Annotated in this window: 18 protein-coding genes; 9 read left to right on the plus strand and 9 right to left on the minus strand. The window is 70.4% G+C overall.

Features of this window, described 5'->3' with window-relative positions; all coding sequences use genetic code 11:
* Positions 1 to 40 precede the first annotated feature (40 nt).
* Together ACQP1N_RS28345 and ACQP1N_RS28350 are read left to right on the plus strand one after the other, a co-directional pair.
* Positions 41 to 490 (plus strand): Zn-ribbon domain-containing OB-fold protein, encoded by a 450-nt coding sequence (locus ACQP1N_RS28345; RefSeq protein WP_067801521.1) that lies wholly within the window; start codon positions 41 to 43, stop codon positions 488 to 490.
* On the plus strand, positions 487 to 1,677 hold the full coding sequence (locus ACQP1N_RS28350; RefSeq protein ID WP_067801565.1) for a lipid-transfer protein: 1,191 nt from the start codon (positions 487 to 489) through the stop codon (positions 1,675 to 1,677). Before ACQP1N_RS28345 ends, ACQP1N_RS28350 begins: the two co-directional genes overlap by 4 nt.
* Here ACQP1N_RS28350 and ACQP1N_RS28355 read toward each other — a convergent pair whose 3' ends face one another.
* Positions 1,678 to 3,309: a serine/threonine protein kinase gene (locus ACQP1N_RS28355; RefSeq protein ID WP_433227596.1), complete on the minus strand. Its 1,632-nt coding sequence runs from the start codon at positions 3,307 to 3,309 to the stop codon at positions 1,678 to 1,680.
* 489 nt (positions 3,310 to 3,798) lie between these two features.
* On the opposite strand from ACQP1N_RS28355, the gene ACQP1N_RS28360 reads away from it, so the two are divergent.
* From ACQP1N_RS28360 to ACQP1N_RS28380, 5 genes are all read left to right on the plus strand, one after another.
* Complete coding sequence (locus ACQP1N_RS28360; RefSeq protein WP_433227598.1) at positions 3,799 to 4,398, plus strand: ATP-binding cassette domain-containing protein; 600 nt, start codon at positions 3,799 to 3,801, stop codon at positions 4,396 to 4,398.
* Positions 4,399 to 4,421: 23 nt separating this feature from the next.
* Positions 4,422 to 4,562, plus strand: coding sequence for a hypothetical protein (locus tag ACQP1N_RS28365; protein ID WP_433227600.1), 141 nt, complete (start codon positions 4,422 to 4,424; stop codon positions 4,560 to 4,562).
* 70 nt (positions 4,563 to 4,632) lie between these two features.
* A complete protein-coding gene (locus tag ACQP1N_RS28370) occupies positions 4,633 to 6,333 on the plus strand; it encodes a hypothetical protein (RefSeq protein WP_433227601.1) in 1,701 nt (566 codons plus the stop codon).
* Positions 6,334 to 6,390: 57 nt separating this feature from the next.
* Positions 6,391 to 6,522, plus strand: coding sequence for a hypothetical protein (locus ACQP1N_RS28375; RefSeq protein ID WP_433227602.1), 132 nt, complete (start codon positions 6,391 to 6,393; stop codon positions 6,520 to 6,522).
* Positions 6,523 to 6,533: 11 nt separating this feature from the next.
* Positions 6,534 to 7,109 carry a TetR/AcrR family transcriptional regulator gene (locus ACQP1N_RS28380; protein ID WP_433227603.1) on the plus strand — a complete coding sequence of 192 codons (576 nt, stop codon included), beginning with the start codon at positions 6,534 to 6,536 and terminating at the stop codon, positions 7,107 to 7,109.
* Here the strand turns inward: ACQP1N_RS28380 and ACQP1N_RS28385 are convergent.
* The 4 genes from ACQP1N_RS28385 to ACQP1N_RS28400 are packed head-to-tail and all read right to left on the minus strand — an operon-like array spanning position 7,106 to position 11,976.
* Positions 7,106 to 8,716: an AMP-binding protein gene (locus tag ACQP1N_RS28385; protein WP_433227604.1), complete on the minus strand. Its 1,611-nt coding sequence runs from the start codon at positions 8,714 to 8,716 to the stop codon at positions 7,106 to 7,108. The two genes, ACQP1N_RS28380 and ACQP1N_RS28385, sit on opposite strands and share 4 nt — an antisense overlap.
* The gene (locus ACQP1N_RS28390; RefSeq protein WP_433227605.1) at positions 8,713 to 9,684 is read right to left on the minus strand and encodes a phosphotriesterase family protein; all 972 of its coding nucleotides are present in this window, start codon (positions 9,682 to 9,684) and stop codon (positions 8,713 to 8,715) included. Before ACQP1N_RS28390 ends, ACQP1N_RS28385 begins: the two co-directional genes overlap by 4 nt.
* A gap of 19 nt (positions 9,685 to 9,703) precedes the next feature.
* Entirely contained in the window at positions 9,704 to 11,188 is a 1,485-nt protein-coding gene (locus ACQP1N_RS28395; RefSeq protein ID WP_433227606.1) for an aldehyde dehydrogenase family protein, read from the minus strand.
* Positions 11,185 to 11,976: an alpha/beta fold hydrolase gene (locus ACQP1N_RS28400; protein ID WP_067805967.1), complete on the minus strand. Its 792-nt coding sequence runs from the start codon at positions 11,974 to 11,976 to the stop codon at positions 11,185 to 11,187. Before ACQP1N_RS28400 ends, ACQP1N_RS28395 begins: the two co-directional genes overlap by 4 nt.
* Before the next feature lie 147 nt (positions 11,977 to 12,123).
* Here ACQP1N_RS28400 and ACQP1N_RS28405 point away from each other — a divergent pair, with 147 nt between their 5' ends.
* Both ACQP1N_RS28405 and ACQP1N_RS28410 read left to right on the plus strand, forming a co-directional pair.
* Entirely contained in the window at positions 12,124 to 13,860 is a 1,737-nt protein-coding gene (locus ACQP1N_RS28405; protein ID WP_433227607.1) for an acetolactate synthase catalytic subunit, read from the plus strand.
* Between the two features lie 12 nt (positions 13,861 to 13,872).
* The gene (locus ACQP1N_RS28410; RefSeq protein WP_433227608.1) at positions 13,873 to 14,652 is read left to right on the plus strand and encodes an IclR family transcriptional regulator; all 780 of its coding nucleotides are present in this window, start codon (positions 13,873 to 13,875) and stop codon (positions 14,650 to 14,652) included.
* Positions 14,653 to 14,709: 57 nt separating this feature from the next.
* On the opposite strand, the gene ACQP1N_RS28415 is transcribed toward ACQP1N_RS28410, so the two are convergent.
* The 4 genes from ACQP1N_RS28415 to ACQP1N_RS28430 form a co-directional block, all read right to left on the minus strand.
* Positions 14,710 to 15,180 carry a MarR family winged helix-turn-helix transcriptional regulator gene (locus ACQP1N_RS28415; RefSeq protein WP_207393947.1) on the minus strand — a complete coding sequence of 157 codons (471 nt, stop codon included), beginning with the start codon at positions 15,178 to 15,180 and terminating at the stop codon, positions 14,710 to 14,712.
* 114 nt (positions 15,181 to 15,294) lie between these two features.
* Positions 15,295 to 16,863 (minus strand): acyl-CoA synthetase, encoded by a 1,569-nt coding sequence (locus ACQP1N_RS28420; RefSeq protein ID WP_067805985.1) that lies wholly within the window; start codon positions 16,861 to 16,863, stop codon positions 15,295 to 15,297.
* A gap of 42 nt (positions 16,864 to 16,905) precedes the next feature.
* Entirely contained in the window at positions 16,906 to 18,063 is a 1,158-nt protein-coding gene (locus ACQP1N_RS28425) for a thiolase domain-containing protein (RefSeq protein WP_067805988.1), read from the minus strand.
* On the minus strand, positions 18,056 to 19,108 hold the full coding sequence (locus tag ACQP1N_RS28430; protein WP_433227609.1) for a thiolase domain-containing protein: 1,053 nt from the start codon (positions 19,106 to 19,108) through the stop codon (positions 18,056 to 18,058). The genes ACQP1N_RS28425 and ACQP1N_RS28430 overlap by 8 nt, the downstream gene beginning before the upstream one ends.
* Positions 19,109 to 19,142: the final 34 nt, after the last annotated feature.

The following is a 19,142-nucleotide window of genomic DNA, read 5'->3' on the forward strand; positions in this document are numbered from 1 at the left end:
GGTTGTTACGCTGCGCCGAGACGACACGAGGAGGGGCCGCGTGACCACGACCAAGGAGCGTCGTCCCGCCGTCGAGGGCTGGTTCACCACCGCGGACGGCGACGTCCGGCTGCTGGGCACCCGCTGCTCGTCGTGCGGAACGCCGTACTTCCCGCGCAACGAGCTGGCGTGCCGCAACCCCGTATGCACGGGACCGAAGGACGGCTCGGAGCTGGAGCCGTACGCCCTGTCCGGGCGCGGGCGCATCTGGTCGTACGCCGACTCCCGCTACAAGCCGCCGCCCCCGTACGTCTCCCCCGACCCGTTCGTCCCCTACGCGGTCGCCGCCGTCGAACTGGAGGCCGAACGCATGGTCGTCCTCGGCCAGGTCGCCCCCGGCCACACCGTCGACGACCTGGAGGTCGGCATGGAGGTCGAACTGACCGAAGGCACCCTCTACGAAGACGACGAAGCCGAATACACGGTCTGGATGTGGAGGCCCGTGCGATGACGCGCGAGATCGCTGTTCTCGGGGCGGGGATGCACCCGTGGGGCAAGTGGGGACGCAACTTCGTCGAGTACGGGCTCGCGGCGGCGCGGGCGGCGCTCGCCGACGCCGGGCTCTCCTGGACGGACGTCCAGTACGTGTCGGGCGCCGACACCATCCGGAACGGGTATCCGGGGTTCATCGCGGGCGCGACGTTCGCGCAGGCGCTCGGCTGGTCGGGCGCACGGGTGTCGAGCTGCTACGCGGCGTGTGCCTCCGGGGCGCAGGCCATCAACACGGCACGCGCGCAGATCCTCGCGGGGCTGTGCGATGTCGCGCTGGTCGTGGGCGCCGACGCCGCGCCGAAGGGGTTCTTCAAACCCGTCGGCGGTGACCGGCCGGACGATCCCGACTGGCTGCGGTTCCGCCTCCTGGGCGCGACCAACCCGATCTACTTCGCCCTGTACGCGCGCCGCCGCATGGCCATGTACGGGGCGACGCTGGACGACTTCGCCGCCGTGAAGGTGAAGAACGCGCGGCACGGGCTGTCGAACCCGTACGCCCGGTACCGCAAGGAGGTGACCCTGGCGGATGTGCGGGAGTCCGCCGTGGTCGCCGACCCGCTGCGGCTGCTGGACATCTGCGCGACCAGTGACGGCGGCGCCGCGCTCGTCCTGACGTCGATGGAGTTCGCGCGGCGGCACGGCGCCGCCGACCCGGTGCGCATCCCGGCGATCTCGACGGTGACGCCGACGTTCCCGAAGACCGTCGTGGACCTGCCCGACTTCGCGACCGATTCGGCGATGGCGGTGCCGGAACCCGAACGTCCGTTCCGCTCCGCGATCGCGCACGCCGCCTACGAGGAGGCGGGCCTCGGCCCCGAGGACCTGTCGCTCGCCGAGGTGTACGACCTGTCCACGGCCCTCGAACTCGACTGGTACGAGGACATCGGCCTGTGCGAGCGGGGCGGCGCCGAGGAGCTGCTGCGATCCGGCGCCACCGCGCTCGGCGGGCGCGTCCCGGTCAACCCGAGCGGCGGGCTCGCGTCCTTCGGCGAGGCGATCCCGGCGCAGGCGATCGCGCAGGTGTGCGAGCTGACCTGGCAGCTGCGCGGCCGGGCCGAAGGCCGCCAGGTCGAGGGCGCGCGGGCCGGCATCGCCGTCAACCAGGGCCTCTTCGGCCATGGCTCGGCGGTCATCGCCGTCCGCTGATCACACGACCGTGAAACCGTCGCAGCCCATGTAGTACGCGTCGCCGTTCGGGTGGACGTGCATCCAGACGACCGTCCAGACGCCGGACCGCAGCTCCGTGGCGGCCCCGGCGCCCGAGCCGTCCCACCTGAAGTCGGCCGGGAAGGTGAGGTCCAGCCCGCCGGAGCCCGGCGGGTACAGATGCGGTTTGCTCTGCACCCAACCGGGCCCGGCGCTGCCGTACGGCCCCGGCGGCCGGACCTGGGCGGCCAGGTAGTAGCCGGACGGGCTCTCCCACTTGAACCGCATGCCGAGCCGGACGGATTTCCCCGTGTACGGCCGGCGCGGCGCCGAGACCTGCAACTGGCCGGCGAGCTTCTGGTCTTCGGGGCGGACCGCGGGCAGGCAGGTGAAATCCTTCTCGGAGTACGCCACTTCGCGGAAGCTCGCGGTGGGCTCCTTCACCAGGATCACGTCCGGCGGGCGGCCGTCAGGGCCGGGAGTCCGCCCGGCCTGCGCGCCGCCCGGCGTCGCGGACGAGCCGCCGTTCGCGCCCTGGCCGCCTCGGGTGCCGTTCCCGCCGGTAGAGCCGGGCGAGCCGGTGGCGCCGAGCGCGCCGCCCGGGTCGTCGTCGTTGAGGGCGACCCGCACCACGACGGCGGTGGCCAGGACGACGGCGGCCACCCCGGCGCCCGCCGCGATGACGGCGGCGCGCGACCGTCCGCGCGCCCCGCCGGGCACGGTCCTGGTGCGCTCCAGCGGGACGAGACCGGACGCGACCGCGTCCGCGACGCCGGCGGGCACCGGCTGCGGGACGCCGACCAGCCGCCGGTAGGCCGGGTCCGCGGCGAGGGGGACCGAGTCCGCGGCGTGTTCGAGCAGCCGCTCCAGCGTGATCCGGGCCTCCGCCTCCTTCTCGGCGCACTGCCGGACGAGCCCGGCGAGCCGCGGGTCGACCCCGTCCAGGTCGATCTCGCCGGTGAGGGTGCGGTGGATGATGGCCTCCAGGCGGCCGCCGCCGAACGGCGGGCGCCCCGTGGCGGCGTAGGCGACCGTGCCGGCGAGGGAGAACACGTCCGACGCGGGAACGGGCTGCTGCTCGCGGACGGCCTCGGGCGCGACGTAGCCGGGGGTGCCGTTCCACGCCCCCGTCTGGGTGATCTGCGTCTGGTCCTCGCCGCGCGCGATGCCGAAGTCGATCAGCCGGGGCCCGTCCGGGGCGAGGATCACGTTGCCCGGTTTGAGGTCGCGGTGCTGGACGCCCTGCCGGTGGATCTCCAGCAGCCCCTGTGCCAGCGCGGTGAGCAGCCGGAGGCAGGTGCCGGCGGGAAGCGGCCCGGACCGGGCGACGGCCTGCCGGAGCGTCGGGCCGGGGACGTACTCGGTGGCCAGCCAGTACGGCGGCGCGTCCAGCCCGGCGCCGACCATCGCGGCGGCGAACCGGCTGCGCACCCGCTCGACGGTCGCGACTTCCCGCCGGAACCGGGCGAGCGCCTGCGGCCCCTCGAAGTCCTCGCGGATCACCTTGAGGGCGATGTGCCGCCCGGCGCCGGTGACCCCGAGGTAGACCTGCCCCATGCCGCCCGCGCCGAGGCGTCCCAGCAGGGGGTAGCCGCCGATCTCGACAGGATCCTCCGGACGCAGTGGTTCCACGGTTCACCGGCCTCTCGTCGTCGCGTACCGCCGGAAAATGATCTCACCCGGTGAGGGTGCGGCGGCCCGGCGGCCCGGCCCGGTGGCGCTGCCGGCCGCGGCGAGCGCACCCGCCGCACACCGGCGCGGCGATGTGACCGAAGTCACTGTGCCGAACCCGTGTGACCTGGGATGTGGCGGTCACGTGTCCGATGTCACCGTCTCGGCGGGTTCGCGGCTTCGGCGGAGCTAGATTTGCACTGACCAGTCAGTTCAAATTTCTCCCGAAGGATCGCGATGACCCCCGAGCAGCAGACTCCGGGGACGGCCGCCGCGGCCGGGGGGACCGCCGCGGCCGTCTCCGGACCCGGCCGGGCCGGCTCCGGGACTGGCGGGGGCCGTCCCGGAGCCGCGGGCCCGCCTTCCCCGTCCGCGGCGAAGCCGCCGGCACCGGGAAAGGCTCCTTCCGGGGCGTCGCGGGGCGCGAGCGTACGGGCGCGGGGCCTCGGCGTGCGCGGGGCCCGCGGATGGGTGTTCCGCGAGGTCGAGCTCGACGTTGCGGGCGGCGCGCTGGTCGCCGTCAGCGGCATCGCGGGGACCGGGCGGACCGCGCTGCTCCTCACCCTCGGCGGACGCATGCGGCCCGCCGAGGGCACGGTCGCGGTCGGCGGATTCACCGGGCTCGCGGAGATCCAGCAGGTGGCGGCGCTCGGCATCGTCCCGGGGGTGACCGAGCTCGATCCGGCACTGACCGTCCGCGAGCACCTGAACGAGGCGCTCGCGCTGCGCGAGGGCGTCTTCGGCAGGTTCCGGGGGCGGGAGGCACGCAGGCGCCGCGCCCTGGAGCGGGCCGGCCTCGATCTCGATCCGAGGACGCTCGCCGCGGAACTCGCGCCCGCGGAGGAGCAGTTGCTCGGGGCCGCGCTCGGCCTGGTCGGCGAGCCGGGCCTGCTGCTGCTCGACGACGTCGACGAGGGCCTGGACGCCGGCCGGCAGCGGGCGCTGTGGCGGCGGCTCGCCGAGATCGCGGCCACCGGGGTCACCATCGTCGCCACCTGCCATGACCCGGCGCCCGCCGAGGGCCTGGCCACGCACGGCCTTTCCCTTTAGCCAGTCAGCCAGGAGATCCCCCCATGAGACTTCCCGCGTTGACGCCGGGCGGCCTGGAGCTGCGCCGCTTCCAGCGCAACCGGCTGACCCGCATCGCGATCGTCGGGCTCGTACTGCTCCCGCTGCTGTACGCGGGGTTATACCTTAGATGTAACCTGCTGTAAGCAGTACAGACCTCCAGAGAGGCGGGCACCCGTGGCGACTTGGTCCAAGTGGGAACTTCACCCGTCTCTCATGGCCGCACTGGCGAACGGCCAGACGTTCGAGGAGTGGCTCGGCAGGCGCAAGCCCGCCGCGTCATACGCCCGCATCTCCCGTGACATCCGGGACGCCATCGGTGTTGCCCGCCAGCACGACAACAACGATCACTTCGCCAAGGCCCACGACATCGCCATAGTGGTCCGCTACACCGACAACCACATCACCGCAGCGAACCCCGACATTGGACGGCCCGCATTCCTGCGCCTGATCCGGGACCTGCGGGCCCGGCGGTGCGAGGAGGGTTACCCCATCCACGGGCTCATGGCCGTGGAAGACAAGCGGGTTGCGCGGCTCCCGGAAGACCACCTGCGGCTCTACCGTGCTCTGACGGTTGATGAGCTTGGCTTCCTGGGCCTGTACGACAACAAGCAGCTCATGAACGTCCAGTCCGACGCTGAGATGATCCGGGGCCTGCTTCAGGCGGCCCTCGGCGAGATCGAGGTTCGGACGATCAAGAAGCGCAAGACACGTAACGCACAAGACCTCGCCCGCGAAGGAGCGCCCTACGGTCCCCGTCGCTTCGGGTGGCTCCCCAAGGACGTCGCGTTGGGCCGGATGGTGAATGAGGTCCTATGTCCGGTTGAGTCACCGATCCTCCGCGATCTGATCGGCATGCGACTGGAGGGAGCCTCGTGGCGCTCACTCCACCGAGAGCTGATCACCCGGTGCCGTGAGGCTGCCGTGAAGCTCGAAAATGAGCTGGAGCCCTCCTGCAGCCTTCCTGCGAAGGGCGCCCAGGAGAAACGAGACCACATCGAACGTCTCCGGAAGATCGGGGTGAACTCATCACCTAACGAGGCGATCAAGTACATGGTCACCAATCCCGCCAATTGCGGGTATCGCATCCTCGACGATGAGCTGGTGGCGAATCGGCACACAGGTGAGCCCGTCATCGGCCGCTGGCAGACGATTTGCACTCCCGAAGAGTGGAAGAAGCTGATCGCGGACACTCCGGTCTTCTGGACTCTGGGGGGCGCCCCGAAGCGGAGCAAGGCCAAGAAGTCCAATCGCACTCGACAAGAGTTCGCCGACCAGACGCGAAAGTACCTCGGATCAGGTCTACTGCGCTGCGGTGCTACCAACAGTGAGGGAGAGCAGTGCCTTTCTCGTATGACCGGAAGCATCACCGCCCGGCAGTCCAACTATCGCTGTACAGCGGCTAACTGCCACAAGATCGGGCGCAACATGAAGTGGGTCGACCTGATGATTGAGGAGATCGCCGTCAAGGTCCTGATGAAGAACCACCAGAACAAGAAGCCAAAGAAGGCCGAATGGTATGGCGAGGAAACCCTTCGGAAGCTTAGAGAGAAGAAGACGGAAATGAAGTCCCGATTCACAGAAGACCCTCTCGCAAATCCGGACATCTTCGATATGCTGGACGACCTGAACACCAAGATCAAGGATGCCGAGGCGGACAAGGCGAACTTCTACCAGGAACAGGACACCGAGAATTTCCTTTCGGAATTCTCCGAGGAGAAATGGAAGTCCTGGGATCTCCGACAGAAGCGGATCGCGATCGACACGGCTCTGTCATCGATCGTGGTACTTCCCCTCCCGAAGGGGCGCTCTCGGCGGGCACCATTCGACCCGAACCTGCTGGTGCCGTACTTCCGCAAGAAAGAGGACGCTTCAGTGGCCGAGGAGCCCACGGATGACGCCGAGCCAAGCCTCTGACATGGGCGGAGCCTTCTCCGCCCTTGTCTCTGCGTAAGCCTCAATGGCGGCGGGGAGATGACGGCGGTATGGCAGGGTTGTGCGGTGCTGGTCGCCTTCCTGGCCGGCGGGCTCGCGCTCACCGCCCTGGCCGTCCGGCACAACCGGGTGTGGACGATGAAGCGGCTGCATCCGGCGCTGAAACTCTAGGAGGAGCGGACGTGGCCCGCAGCGCGACCCGGGAGAGGCTGTTCACCGCGGCGATCGAGCTGATCGCCGAGAGCGGGCTCGCCGCGACCACCGTCGACCAGATCGCCGAGCGGGCCGGGGTCGCCAAGGGCACCGTCTACTACAACTTCGGCAGCAAGGCCGCGCTGTTCGCGGCGCTGCTGGAGTACGGGGTCGACCGGCTCGCGACCGCGCTGCGCGACGCGGCGGGAGGCCGGGCCCCGCTGGACGCGCTGGAGGCCGTCGTCGCCGCCGAACTGGCCTACATCGGCGAGCACGAGTCGTTCGCCCGGCTGCTGATCGCCGAGACATGGCGGTCCGGCGGCGACTGGCAGCACACCGCCCGGCTGATCCGGGAACGCGCCATCGGGGTCGTCGCGGACGTGCTGCGCGACGCGGTCGCCGCCGGGGACCTGCGCTCCGACCTCGACACGGGCACCGCCGCGTCCGCCGTGTTCGGGATGGTGCTGACGGTCGCGCTCGACTGGCGCGCCCTCCAGCCCGGACGGTCGTTCGCCGACGTCCAGGCGACCCTCATGGACCTGCTGCGCGGCCGCCTCGCGGGCTAGCCCGCCAGGTACTTCTCCCGGAGCACCACCTTCTGGATCTTCCCGGACGCGGTCTGCGGCAGCTCGCTCCGGAAGTGCCAGCTGCGCGGAACCTTGTAGGAGGCCAGCCGGGCGCGGCAGAAGGCGTCGAGTTCGTCCTCGGTGAGCCGTGCCCCGCCGGCCGCCACCACGAATGCGGCCACGGTTTCGCCCCATTCGGCGTCCGGCAGTCCGATCACCGTCACCAGGCTGATTCCGGGGTGGGTGTAGAGGACGTCCTCGATCTCGCGCGGGAAGATGTTCTCGCCACCGCGGATGATCATGTCCTTGAGCCGGCCCTGGACGCTGACGAGCCCCGACGCGTCCATGGTCCCCAGATCGCCGGTGTGCAGCCAGCCGCCGGCGTCGATGGCCTCGGCGGTCGCCGCGGCGTTGTCGAAGTACTCGGTCATCACGCAGATGCCGCGGGTGCATATCTCACCGAGTTCGCCGACCCCGGCCACCTCACCGGAGCCGAGGCTGATGATTTTGACCTCGGTTCCGGGCAGCGGCCGCCCCACGGTGGCCAGCGTCTCCGCATCCTGATCCCCGCCGGCGGTGTGCGTGATGTACGGCGACGCCTCTGTCTGGCCGTACCCGATGCCGACCTCGACCCCGAGCTCACGCTGGGCGCGCAGGACCAGATCGAGCGGTACGGGCGCGCCCCCGAGCGTGGTCAGCCGCCAGCTCGACACATCGCGCGGCCGGTCCGCCCGCCGTTCGAGCATGCGGATCAACATGGTCGGCACGCTCAGCATGATGGTGCCCCGCTCGGCTTCGAACAGGTCCAGCATGAGGTCGGCGTCGAACCCGGCGGGGATCACGTGGCAGCCGCCGGTCTGGAGGGCGCCGAGCGTCACCAGCCCGCAGCCCGCGGTGTGGAACAGGGGCATCGGGTTGATCCACACATCGTCCGGACGCGCGCCTGTGACGGTCGCGTACCGCCGCCCGTTGGCGGCGAGCCCACGGTGACTGAGCAGCGCTCCCTTCGGCCGCCCGGTGGTCCCCGAGGTGTATTGGATCTGAGCGGGGTCCTCCGGCGCGACATACGGCAGGCCGTCGCGCGCGCTGCTCTCAGCGGCCCGGAATTCGTCCCAGTCCCCGAGAGAGATCACCTCGCGCACCTGGGTGCCGGCCCGCGCGGCATGGGCCGTCGGCAGCAATTCGGTCGATCGGTACCGCGGTTGCACGACGATGCCCGACGCGCGGGACTGCTCCAGCACATACGCCAGTTCGGCCTGCCGGAAGGCGGGATTCACCGTGACCAGGGTCAATCCCGCGAGCGCGGCACCGAATTCGAGGTGAATCCACTCCGGGCCGTTTCCGGCCCACACCGCCAGGCGCTCACCGGGACTGAATCGCCGGAGCAGGGCCCGGGCGACGCGGATGGACTCCTCCAGCAGTTCGTCGAAGGTCCAACGCCGCCCATGCTCCCCCACGACACCTTCGACGAGTGCCGTCCGATCCCCCCACCGTGCGGCGGCATGGGTCAGGACGTCCCCGATGGTGCTGTCCGAGTGGTCGGGGTCGGGAGCCGCGTGCCAGAGGGCGGCGGACAGGGCCGGGTGGCGGTCCTTCGCCGCGGTCATGCCCCCGCCCCCTCGAAGTACCGGCGCGGGTTGTCCACGAGAATGGTTTCGATGGTGCGGTCAGCGACACCCGCCTCGCGCAATGCGGGGATGACCTCCGTGGGTAGAAGGCGGTAGTTCCATTTCTCACCCAGTTGGGGGCGTTCCTCCACCGAGACGAAGTCCATGAAGCAGGACGCATCATGCGAGACGACGATGCTCTCCGCGTAGCCCCGGCGAACGAGACCCACGAGGGTGTCGATCCGCTGCTTGAGCGGCAGGAACGCGTCGAGCCCGAAACGGTCGAGACCCAGCAGCGAACCGGCGTCCGCCAGGCGGCAGAGATAGTCCAGATCGGTGCTGTCACCCGCATGGCCGATCACCACCCGGCTCAGATCGGCGCCCTCTTCCGCGAGAACCCGCTGCGCGACCAGTCCGGCCTCGGATCCGGCGTGCGTGTGCACGGTGATCGGAGCCCCGGTCTCGACACCGGCCCGCGCGACCGCCCTCATCGTGCGCTCCACACCGGGAGTGAGACCCTGGGCGTCGATGGCGCACTTGAGGAAGGCCGCGCGCACGCCGGTGTCGCCGATCCCCTTCGTCAGGTCCTTGACGAACAGTTCGGTCAGCGGTTCCTCGATGTCGATGAGCAGGCCGGGCCCGCGGCTGAGGAACTGGTGCGGAAGGTCGTTGAAGGTGTAGAGCCCGGTCGCGACGATGATGTTCAGGTCCGTTCGCGCGGCGATGCGCTCGATGCGCGGGATGTACCGGCCGAGCCCCAGAACCGTGGGATCCAAAATGGTGTCGATGCCGAGGGACTTGAGCTCGTTCAGGTCGCGGACCGCCTGCTCGACCTTCTGGTCCTCGTCCCAATCGTCCTGGTAATTCTGCCGGTACTCCTCACCGAGCACGAAGACGTGCTCATGGACGAGTGTCCGGCCGAGCTCACGGGAATCGACAGGCCCGGCGGCCGTCTGTATTTCGGTCATGCCTGCCCATCCTCGGATTTCACAGCGCCACGACGACGGACTTGGTTTCGAGGTACTGCTCCAGCACGGCGTCGCCCTTCTCCCGGCCCCAGCCGCTCTGCTTGTATCCGCCGAAAGGCAGCTCGGAGCCGAAGACGTGATAGGTGTTGACGTGCACGGTTCCGGCCTTCAGCCGCTTGGCCAGCCGGTGCGCTTTCGACAGGTCGCGCGTCCACACCCCGGCCGCGAGGCCGTAGATGGTGTCATTGGCCTGCGCGGCCAGATCGTCGATGTCGCTGAACGGCAGGGCCGTGACGACCGGGCCGAAGATCTCCTCCCGGACGATCGGATGGTCCCGGTCGGGCCGCGCGATCACACTGGGCTGCACGTAGTATCCGTCGCGGTCCAGCGCACCGCCCCCGGCCAGGGTCCGGCCCCCGGACTCCTTGCTCAGGTCGAGATATCGGCCGACCCGTGCGAAGTGCTCCGCCGACACCAGGGGGCCCATGTCGGTGTCCGGATCGAGGCCGTAGCCCACCCGGATGCCGCGCGCATGCTCGGCGAGACCTTCGACGACTCGGTCGAATTGGGACTCGTGCACGTAGAGACGGCTGCCGGCGGAGCACACCTCGCCCTGGTTGTAGAAGATCGCCAGCGCGGCTCCCGCGATCGCGGCATCGACGTCCGCGTCGTCGAGGACGATGTTCGGCGACTTGCCGCCCAGCTCCAGTGAGACGCGCTTGAGGTTGCCGGCCGCGGCCCGCACGATGCTGCGGCCGACCTCGGTCGAGCCGGTGAAAGCGATCTTGTCGACGCCTTCGTGCGCGGCCAGATGGGCTCCGGCCCGTTCCCCGGGTCCCGGCACGATGTTGACCACGCCCGGCGGGACGCCGGCCTCGATGAGGAGTTCACCGATCCGCAGGGCGGTCAGCGGCGTCTGCTCGGCGGGCTTCAGGACGACGGTGTTGCCGGTGGCCAGTGCGGGGGCGAGCTTCCACGCGGCCATCAGGATCGGAACGTTCCAGGGGATGATCTGCCCGGTGACGCCCAGCGGTTCGCGGGTCGTGTAGGCGTGGAACTCCTGGCCCGGCATGTAGGGCACCGACGGCGTGACCGTCGTCCCGGTGATCCGCCGTGCCGCGCCGGCCATGTACCAGAACATGTCCGCGGCGAGCGGGATCTCGACGGCCAGCGCCGCACCGGCCGGCTTTCCGCTGTCGAGCGATTCCAGTTCCGCGAGTTCTTCGGCGTGCTCGGCGATCAGGTCGCCGACGCGGTGCACGATGCGGCCCCGCTCGCTGGGCGACATGGCCGCCCATGCGCCCTCGGTGGCGCGACGGGCCGCGGCCACCGCGCGATCGACGTCCCGTTCCGATGCTTCCGCCACCGTGCCGAGCACTTTGCCGGTGCCCGGATCGATCGTCTCGAACGTCCTGCCGTCGAGGGCATCGACGAACTCGCCGCCGATGAACAGCCGGTGCGGCCGGGCGAGGAAGTCCGCCGCAAGCCTGGGGGGAGGGGTCATGTCGCCTTCTCCGTTCCGCGCCGGGCGAGAAATTCGAGGACGCGCGGGATGACGGCGTCCGGGTCTTCGAGACAGGGACTGTGACCCGCGGTCTTGATGCGCCAGAGTTCGGCGTTCGCAATCGCCTCGAACATCTCGTCCGACCAGGCCGGCGGGCGGGCCCGGTCCTGGGTCCCGGAGATGATGAGCGTCCGCGCGGTGATCAGCGGCAGCAGGGCGAGCGCGCTCTCCCGCTGGACGACGCCCCGTGCGGCATGGGCGAGCCTGGGGGAGAGTTCGCCGAGACGCCTGGTCCACGTCTCGTGGATGTCGGAGCGAGCCGGGTCGTTGAGAACGGTCGCCGCGAACAGGATGCCCTTGACGAAGTCGACGACCTCCGGGGTGAATCCCTCCCGCTCGAACCTGTCGACGAACGCCCCGAACAGGTCGCGGTTCTCGTCGGTCTCGGCCCCCGCCGACGAGCCCATCAGCACCAGCTTGCCGACCAGCTCGGGCCGGCGAGCCGCTATGCGGACCGCGACGTCGCCGCCCATCGACTGCCCGACGATCGACACGGAAGTGAGACCGAGCCGGTCGACCAGGGCGAGCACGTCGTCGGCGCACTGATCCATGGTCACGGTCGCGTCGGCTTCGTCCAGGCGGCCGGCCTGCCCGGGGAACTCCGGCGCGATGAACCGGAAGCGCCCGGCTCCGGCGGCGACGAGGCCGTCGAAGGAGCGCGGATCGAGGAACAGCGAGTGCAGGCAGAGCACGGGGCTCAGCTGCGATTCACCCGTGTCGATGGTCATGGGACCTCCAGATCCTTCGTGGCGAGGGGCGCGCTCACCCTCCGACGGTATGAGCCACGTCACCACCGTGTCAATATCTGAACCTTGCTTCAAATATTGAAATATTCGATATTTGACATGCGGTTCATAATTTGCAACGGTGCGGACATGACCACTGTTTCCGACGTCATCGCAGGTGCACTGGCCCGTCACGGGGTCGAGACGATCCTCGGCCAGAGCAATCCGACCGAGTTGATGCTCGCCGCCGAGCGCATCGGAATCCGCCAGATCCTGTACCGGACGGAGAACGCGGGCGGCGCGATGGCCGACGGGTTCGCCCGGATCTCCGGCCGGATCGGGGTGGTGGCGGCCCAGAACGGCCCCGCCGCGACCCTGCTCGTCGCCCCGATGGGAGAGGCACTCAAGGCGTCGATACCGATGCTCGTGCTGGTGCAGGAGGTGCCGTCAGGCAGCCGCGACCGCAACGCCTTCCAGGAACTGGACCACTTCGCGCTGTTCGCGAGCGTCTCGAAGTGGACGCGGCGCATCGACGACCCCGCGCGGGTGGAGGACGCCATCGACCAGGCGTTCACCATGGCGAACAGCGGACGGCCCGGGCCGGTCGTCCTGCTCGTCCCCCGGGACGTCCTCGGAAGGCCCGCCGCGGCGGGGCGATTCGCGCGCACCGCGGATCTCGGGGCCTTCCCGCTCGACCGTCCCCGGCCGGACGCCGCCGCGGTGGCGCGGGCGGCGCGGCTCCTCGCCACGGCGCGGTCACCCCTGGTCGTCGCGGGCGGCGGAGTGCACGGTTCGGGCGCGGTGGCCGAACTGGCCGCGCTGCAGGAGATCGCCCACCTGCCCGTGGTCACGACGAACATGGGCAAGGGCGCCGTGGACGAATCGGGTCCGCTGTCACTGGGGGTCGCCGCCAACATCACCGGCGAGCGCGGACCCGCGCACTTTCACCTCCCCCTGATCGCCGGAGCCGATGTCGTCCTGCTGGTCGGTACCCGGACGAATGAGAACGGCACCGAGGGCTGGACGCTGACGTCCCCCGACGCCACCTATATCCACATCGACGTCGACCCGCTTGAGGTGGGACGAAACTACGAGTCCGTACGCCTGCTCGGCGATGCGCGGGCCGCGCTCGGGGACCTCACGGCCGCCCTGGCGGCGACCGATCTCTCCCTCCGCGCCGCCCGGTCGCAGGAGCTCAGAGCCACCATCGCCGCCGGCCGCCGGCAGCACTTCGAGGCCGTCACCCCGCTGCTGGAATCCGGTGAGACCCCCATCGCCCCGGAACGCCTTTTCGCCGAGCTCGGCCGGCTCCTGGACCCCGACGACATCGTGGTCGCCGACGCCAGTTACTCCTCGTTCTGGATCGCCGGCCACCTCCTGGCGAAGCGGCCCGGTCAGCGCTTCCTCATGCCACGAGGTCTGGCCGGCCTCGGGTGGGGGCTGCCGCTGGCCCTCGGCGCGAAAATCGCCGCGCCCGGACGGCGTGTCATCGCGGTCGTCGGCGACGGTGGCTTCGCACACGTCTGGTCCGAGCTGGAAACCGCCGTGCGAGAGCGCCTTCCGGTGACCGTCGTGGTGCTCAACAACTCGGTCCTCGGAGCCCAGCGGCATGCCGAGAACGCCGTGTTCGGCGAAACGACCACCGGTGTGGAGTTCGACCCCGTGGACCACGCCGCCATCGCGACCGCCGTGGGAGCCACGGGGATCGTGGTGGATCGCCCGGACGCCGTCGCCCCCGCATTGCGGAAAGCGCTGGACTCCGGCCACACCACGGTCATCGACGTGATCGTCGACCCCGACGCCTATCCGCCCGTCCGGGCGTTCGACGCGTTCACCGACCGGCTCAACGCCCCGCTGCATCGGGCGGCGCCCGCCTCACAAACCTGATAATTTCAGATAGTGAACAGCACTTCGAATAAGCCCGCCCAGCAGACGCTGCAGACAGTCGAGCGAGCACTGAGCTTTCTCGAGTACGTGGCCGCCGCCGAGTCCGCGCCGACGGTGCAGCAGGTCTCCGCCGGCCTCGGCCTGAACATCACGACCTGCTACCACCTGATGCGGACGCTGCTCGCGCGTGGCTACCTCGAACGCCGGGCCGACGCCACACTCCGGCTCGGAGCCGGCGTGGGCGCCCTGTTCCGGACCTACCAGCTCAGTTTCAACATCAACGACAAGCTCGCGAGCATCATCGGCGAACTCGCCGACACGACCGCCGAGACCTCGTTCCTGTCGACTCTCGACGACAGGAACGTGATCCTGAAAGTCCTGGTCGAAGGGTCGCAGCCGCTGCGTGCCAGCGGGCTCTACATCGGCCTCACGGGCAACGAGCCGCACCGCGCAGCGGGCAAAGCGGTACTCGCCCACGCCGATGCCACGCTGCGGGACGAGATCATCGCACGCAACCTGACCGGCATGGCCCCGACCGCCCAGCGGCGTTTTCGCACGGCTCTGCTCCAGGAACTCGAAGAGGTCCGGGCAAGGGGGTGGGCCGTTGACATCGACTCCAGCCCCGGCATCACGGCGATCGGTTCCCCGTTCTTCAAACATGACGGTTCCATAGTCGGTGCCGTCGGCATCGTCGCACCGACATCACGGTTCAGCGAAGCCCGGGACAAGCTGGTCGGCACGGTGCTCGACGCGGCGAACAAGGCGACGGCAGTCCTCGGCCTTGCGCCATGAGGCCGCACGCCGCATCCCTGCGCGTGGCCAAGTGCGTCCAACGGGCCGGATGCGGGGCTAGGGCAGGTTCCGGATCTCCTCGATGATTCCGGGCATCGCCGCGCCGGTGCGGCGGAACCAGTCGAGCAGGGTGGCCACCTGCTCGTCGGAGTAGGCGTCGAGGTTCGCGTGGAAGGCGCGGGCGATCGGCTCGAAGTAGCGGGCGAACTCGGCGACGTTCTCCTCGACCAGCTCGACGATCACGCGCCGGCGGTCGTCGGGGTCACGGGTGCGCTTGACGTAGCCGGCGCGCTCCAGCCGGTCGATGACGGCGGTGATCGCGCCGCCGGTCGTGATGCCCATGAGCTGCGCGAGCCGTCCCGGCGTCTGCGGCCCGTCCAGTTGCAGCGCGTTCACGCACTGCGCGTCGGTGACGTTCAGGCCCGCCTTGCTCGCGGTGGCGTGATGGAGCAGCACCGTGAACATGGTGCCGCGCTGCATCGCCGCCTGCAGCTCCCCGACCATCCGCTCGCGCTCCGGGGTCGACACGCCCACCTCTCCCTCTGCATCTGTGCAGATAAAGCCTAGTGGCCGGTTCTGGACAGAGCCACCACGGGGGCGGTGTGTGGCGCACGAGACACCGCTCTTACCGTGCCTCCTCTCTTACTGCGCCTCCTCCGCGATCTGCTTGGCCCACCGGTAGTCGGCCTTGCCCGCCGGGGAGCGTTTCACCTCGTCCACGAACGCGTAGACGCGCGGCACCTTGTAACCCGACAGCTCCCTGCGGCAGTGCGCGTCCAGATCGGCGGAGGACGGCGTGTCCCCGGACGGCTGGACGACCGCCGCGACGCGGCTCCCCCAGCGCTCGTCCGGGACGCCCGTCACGACCGCGTCGTACACGGCCGGATGCCCCTTGAGGACGGCCTCGACCTCCTCCGGGAACACCTTCTCGCCCCCGGTGTTGATGGCCTGCGACCCCCGCCCGTAGACGGCGATCGACCCGTCCTCCTCCACGGTCGCGATGTCTCCGGTGAGCAGCCAGCGCCTGCCGTCCACCACCGGGAACGTCCTCGCCGTCTTCTCCGGGTCGTTGTAGTAGCCCTGCGCGATGTAACCGGTGCGGGCGACCTGGCCGATGACACCCGAACCCGGTTCGACCGGCCGGAGCGCATCGTCCAGGACGGTGACGTCCTCGACGTCCGGCGCGAACCGCAGCCCCTTCTCCGGGGTGGAGCCGGCGACCGCCGCGGCCGTCGAGCCCGACTCGGTGGACCCGAACCGGTCGAGGATCATCGTGTTCGGCAGCAGCCGCTGGATGCGGTCGCGGACCGTCCCGGTGAAGATCGCGCCGGTGGAGACGTAGGCGAGCAGGGACGAGGTGTCGTAGGTCCCGCGCTCCAGCTCGTCGGCCATCGGGATCGCCATCGCGTCCCCGGTGATCGTCAGCGAGTTGACCTTCTCCCGCTCGATCGTCCGCCACACCTGCGCCGCGTCGAACTTGCGCGTGTAGACCAGCGTCGCGCCCATGAACCAGGCGATCCACGTCGCCATCTGCGCGGCGCCGTGCATCAGCGGCGCGACCGGCATCATCACCATCGGGCCGCCGCCCCGCGCGTTCTCCACGACGTCCTCGGGCTTCGCGGGCGGCGGGTACGCCGGGTTCCAGAACGCCAGGAGCATCTGCTCGGTCGACCACATGACGCCCTTCGGCATCCCGGTCGTCCCGCCCGTGTAGATGATGTAGCGGTCGTCGGCGGACCGCGCCGGGAAGCCGCGGGTTCCGTCCGCGTTCCGCAGCGCCTCGTCGTAGCCGACCGCGCCCGGGATGGACGGGGCGCCGCCCACCGCGATCAGATGCCGCAGCTCGGGCGCCCGCGGGGCGACGGCGGCGACCCGGTCCTCGAACTCGGCGTCGTACAGCAGCGCGACGCTGTCGGAGTCCCGGTACACGTAGAGCAGTTCGCTCTCCACGTACCGGTAGTTGACGTTGACCGGCACCGCGCGGATCTTCAGCGCCGCCAGCAGCGCGGCCGCGTACTCGACGCCGTTGTAGAGCTGGATCGCGACATGCCGGCCGGGCCGGACACCCGCGTCCTGGAGATGGTGCGCGAGCCGGTTCGCGTGCTCGTCCAGCTCGGCGTAGGTGAGCCGCCGGTCGCCGCACACCAGGGCGACACGCTCCCCGATCGCGTCCGCGACTCCCTCGAACAGGTCAGCGTGGTTGAACTCCATCGGGGATCCTCCGGAGGGGTTTGCGCGCCTTGGCCAGAGTTTTCAGGGTTTGTCGCTGCCGACGATCCACATCGCGAAGAACTGGGCGCCGCCGCCGTAGGCGTGGCCGAGCGCGCGGCGCGCACCGTCCACCTGGTGCTCGCCCGCCAGGCCCCGCACCTGCAGCGCCGCCTCCGCGAACCGGATCATCCCGGACGCACCGATCGGGTTGGACGACAGCACGCCGCCGGAGGCGTTCCACGGGATGTCGCCGTCCAGCGCCGTCGCGCCCGCCTCGGTGAGCTTCCAGCCCTCGCTCTCACCGCAGAACCCGAGGTTCTCCAGCCACATCGGCTCGTACCAGGAGAACGGGACGTACACCTCGGCGCAGTCGAGTTCGCGGCGCGGGTCGGTGATGCCGGCCTGCCGGTACACGTCCGCCGCCGCGTCCTTGCCGCCCTGCGGGCTGACACTGTCGCGTCCGGCGAACGTCATCGGCTCCGAGCGCATCGACGTGCCGTGCACCCAGGCGGGCGGGGACGGCGCCTTCTTGGCCGCGTCCTCCGAGGCCAGCACCATCGCGCACGCGCCGTCCGAGGACGGGCACGTCTCCAGGTAGCGGATCGGCTCCCACAGCATCGGCGTCGACTCGACCATCTCGCGGGAGATGCCGGGGATCTTCAGGTGCGCGTACGGGTTCTTCAGCGCGTTCTGCCGGTCCTTGACCGCGACGAGCGTGCCGATGTGGTCGGGCGCGCCGGACCGCCGCATGTAGGCGCGGATGTGCGGCGCGAAGTACCCGCCCGCGCCCACGACGAGGGACGTCGTGAACGGCGAGTTCACGGTCAGCGCCCACGTCGCGTTCGACTCCGACTGCTTCTCCCACGCGATCGTGAGGACGCGCTCGTGGACGCCGCCCTGGATCAGGCCCGCCGCGACGATCGCCGTGGACCCGCCGACCGAGCCCGCCGTGTGCACCCGCATGATCGGCTTGCCGGTGGCGCCGAGCGCGTCCGCGAGGAACGTCTCCGGCATCATCACGCCCTCGAACAGGTCGGGGGCCTTGCCGACGACGACCGCGTCGATGTCCTTCCAGGTCAGCTGGGCGTCCTCCAGCGCCCGCTTGGCCGCCTCGCGCAGCAGCCCGGCCATCGACACGTCCAGCCGCTTCGTCCGGTACGCCGTCTGCCCGACGCCGATGATCGCGCAACGGTCAGCCATTCTTCTCTCCCGACAGGACGCAGACGAGGTTCTGCTGAAGGCAGGGACCGGACGAGGCGTGCCCCAGCGTCCGGGACGCCGTCCCGTCGTGGATGCGGGCCGCGGCCTCGCCGATCCGGATGAGGCCGGCCGCCATCATCGGGTTCGCCGACAGCGCCCCGCCGGACGGGTTGACCGTCACGTCGTCGCCCAGGCCGAGGGCCTCCCGCAGGATCAGCTCCTCGTGCGTGTACTGCGCGTGCAGCTCCGCCACCTCGATGCCGTCCGCGCCCGCCTTCTCGCCCGCGAGGCGCGCCGACTCCGAACGGGTCAGGTCGCGCACGCCCGGCGCGTGCGCCTCGGTGCGGTGGTCGATCCCGGTGATCCACGCGGGACGTTCGCACAGCTCGCGCGCCGTGTCGCCGGCCGCGAGGACGATCGCCGCGGCGCCGTCGGTGACGGGCGCGACATCGTAGGGGTGCAGCGGGGCCACGTCGTAGTCGTGGTCGGCGGCGGAGCCGTCCGGGTCGGGAAGGTGCAGCGCGAACGGGTTGCCGCGGCCGGCGGCGCGGGACCGGGCGGCCACGGCGCGCAGGTCGTCCTCCTTGGCGCCCGACCGTTCCAGGTAGGCGCGGGCCTGGAGCGCGGCCAGCGACACCGCGTCGATGCCGAGCGGCGCCACCGTGTACGGGTCGAGCTGCTGCGTCAGGATCGCCCGCAGGTGGCCCTGCGTCGACTTTCCGAACCCGTACACGAGCGCGGTGTCGATGTCGCCGTGCAGGAGTTTCACCCACGCCTCGTACAGCGCCCACGCGCCGTCCATCTCGACGTGGCTCTCGGAGATCGGCGGCCACGCGCCGACCGTGTCCAGCGCCGACACGAACGCGAACGGCGCGCCGGCGAGGTAGTCGCAGGAGCCGGAGCAGGTGAAGCCGAACCGCCGCCGGCCCGTCTTCTCCTTGATCTCGGTGATGACGGGGGCGAGCATCTCGATCTCCGCCAGCCCCAGATCCTCGCCGCTGTGCCTGGTCTGCGCGAAGGCGACCACCGCGATGTCCCTGCTCATCCGCCTCCCTCCGTCCGGCGGCGAGCAGCCGCCC

Origin of the sequence: Actinomadura formosensis (assembly GCF_050948385.1) — a bacterium.
Classification (GTDB): Bacteria; Actinomycetota; Actinomycetes; order Streptosporangiales; family Streptosporangiaceae; genus Spirillospora; species Spirillospora formosensis.

What these genes read in the sequence shown, in the direction of transcription:
- ACQP1N_RS28375 (WP_433227602.1), top strand. Translation starts at nt 6,391, where the DNA reads ATGACGGCGGTATGGCAGGGTTGTGCGGTGCTGGTCGCCTTCCTGGCC.
- ACQP1N_RS28350 (WP_067801565.1), top strand. Translation starts at nt 487, where the DNA reads ATGACGCGCGAGATCGCTGTTCTCGGGGCGGGGATGCACCCGTGGGGC.
- ACQP1N_RS28430 (WP_433227609.1), bottom strand. Translation starts at nt 19,108, where the DNA reads ATGAGCAGGGACATCGCGGTGGTCGCCTTCGCGCAGACCAGGCACAGC.
- ACQP1N_RS28390 (WP_433227605.1), bottom strand. Translation starts at nt 9,684, where the DNA reads ATGACCGAAATACAGACGGCCGCCGGGCCTGTCGATTCCCGTGAGCTC.
- ACQP1N_RS28370 (WP_433227601.1), top strand. Translation starts at nt 4,633, where the DNA reads ATGGCCGCACTGGCGAACGGCCAGACGTTCGAGGAGTGGCTCGGCAGG.
- ACQP1N_RS28385 (WP_433227604.1), bottom strand. Translation starts at nt 8,716, where the DNA reads ATGACCGCGGCGAAGGACCGCCACCCGGCCCTGTCCGCCGCCCTCTGG.
- ACQP1N_RS28365 (WP_433227600.1), top strand. Translation starts at nt 4,422, where the DNA reads ATGAGACTTCCCGCGTTGACGCCGGGCGGCCTGGAGCTGCGCCGCTTC.
- ACQP1N_RS28425 (WP_067805988.1), bottom strand. Translation starts at nt 18,063, where the DNA reads ATGGCTGACCGTTGCGCGATCATCGGCGTCGGGCAGACGGCGTACCGG.
- ACQP1N_RS28400 (WP_067805967.1), bottom strand. Translation starts at nt 11,976, where the DNA reads ATGACCATCGACACGGGTGAATCGCAGCTGAGCCCCGTGCTCTGCCTG.
- ACQP1N_RS28395 (WP_433227606.1), bottom strand. Translation starts at nt 11,188, where the DNA reads ATGACCCCTCCCCCCAGGCTTGCGGCGGACTTCCTCGCCCGGCCGCAC.
- ACQP1N_RS28405 (WP_433227607.1), top strand. Translation starts at nt 12,124, where the DNA reads ATGACCACTGTTTCCGACGTCATCGCAGGTGCACTGGCCCGTCACGGG.
- ACQP1N_RS28420 (WP_067805985.1), bottom strand. Translation starts at nt 16,863, where the DNA reads ATGGAGTTCAACCACGCTGACCTGTTCGAGGGAGTCGCGGACGCGATC.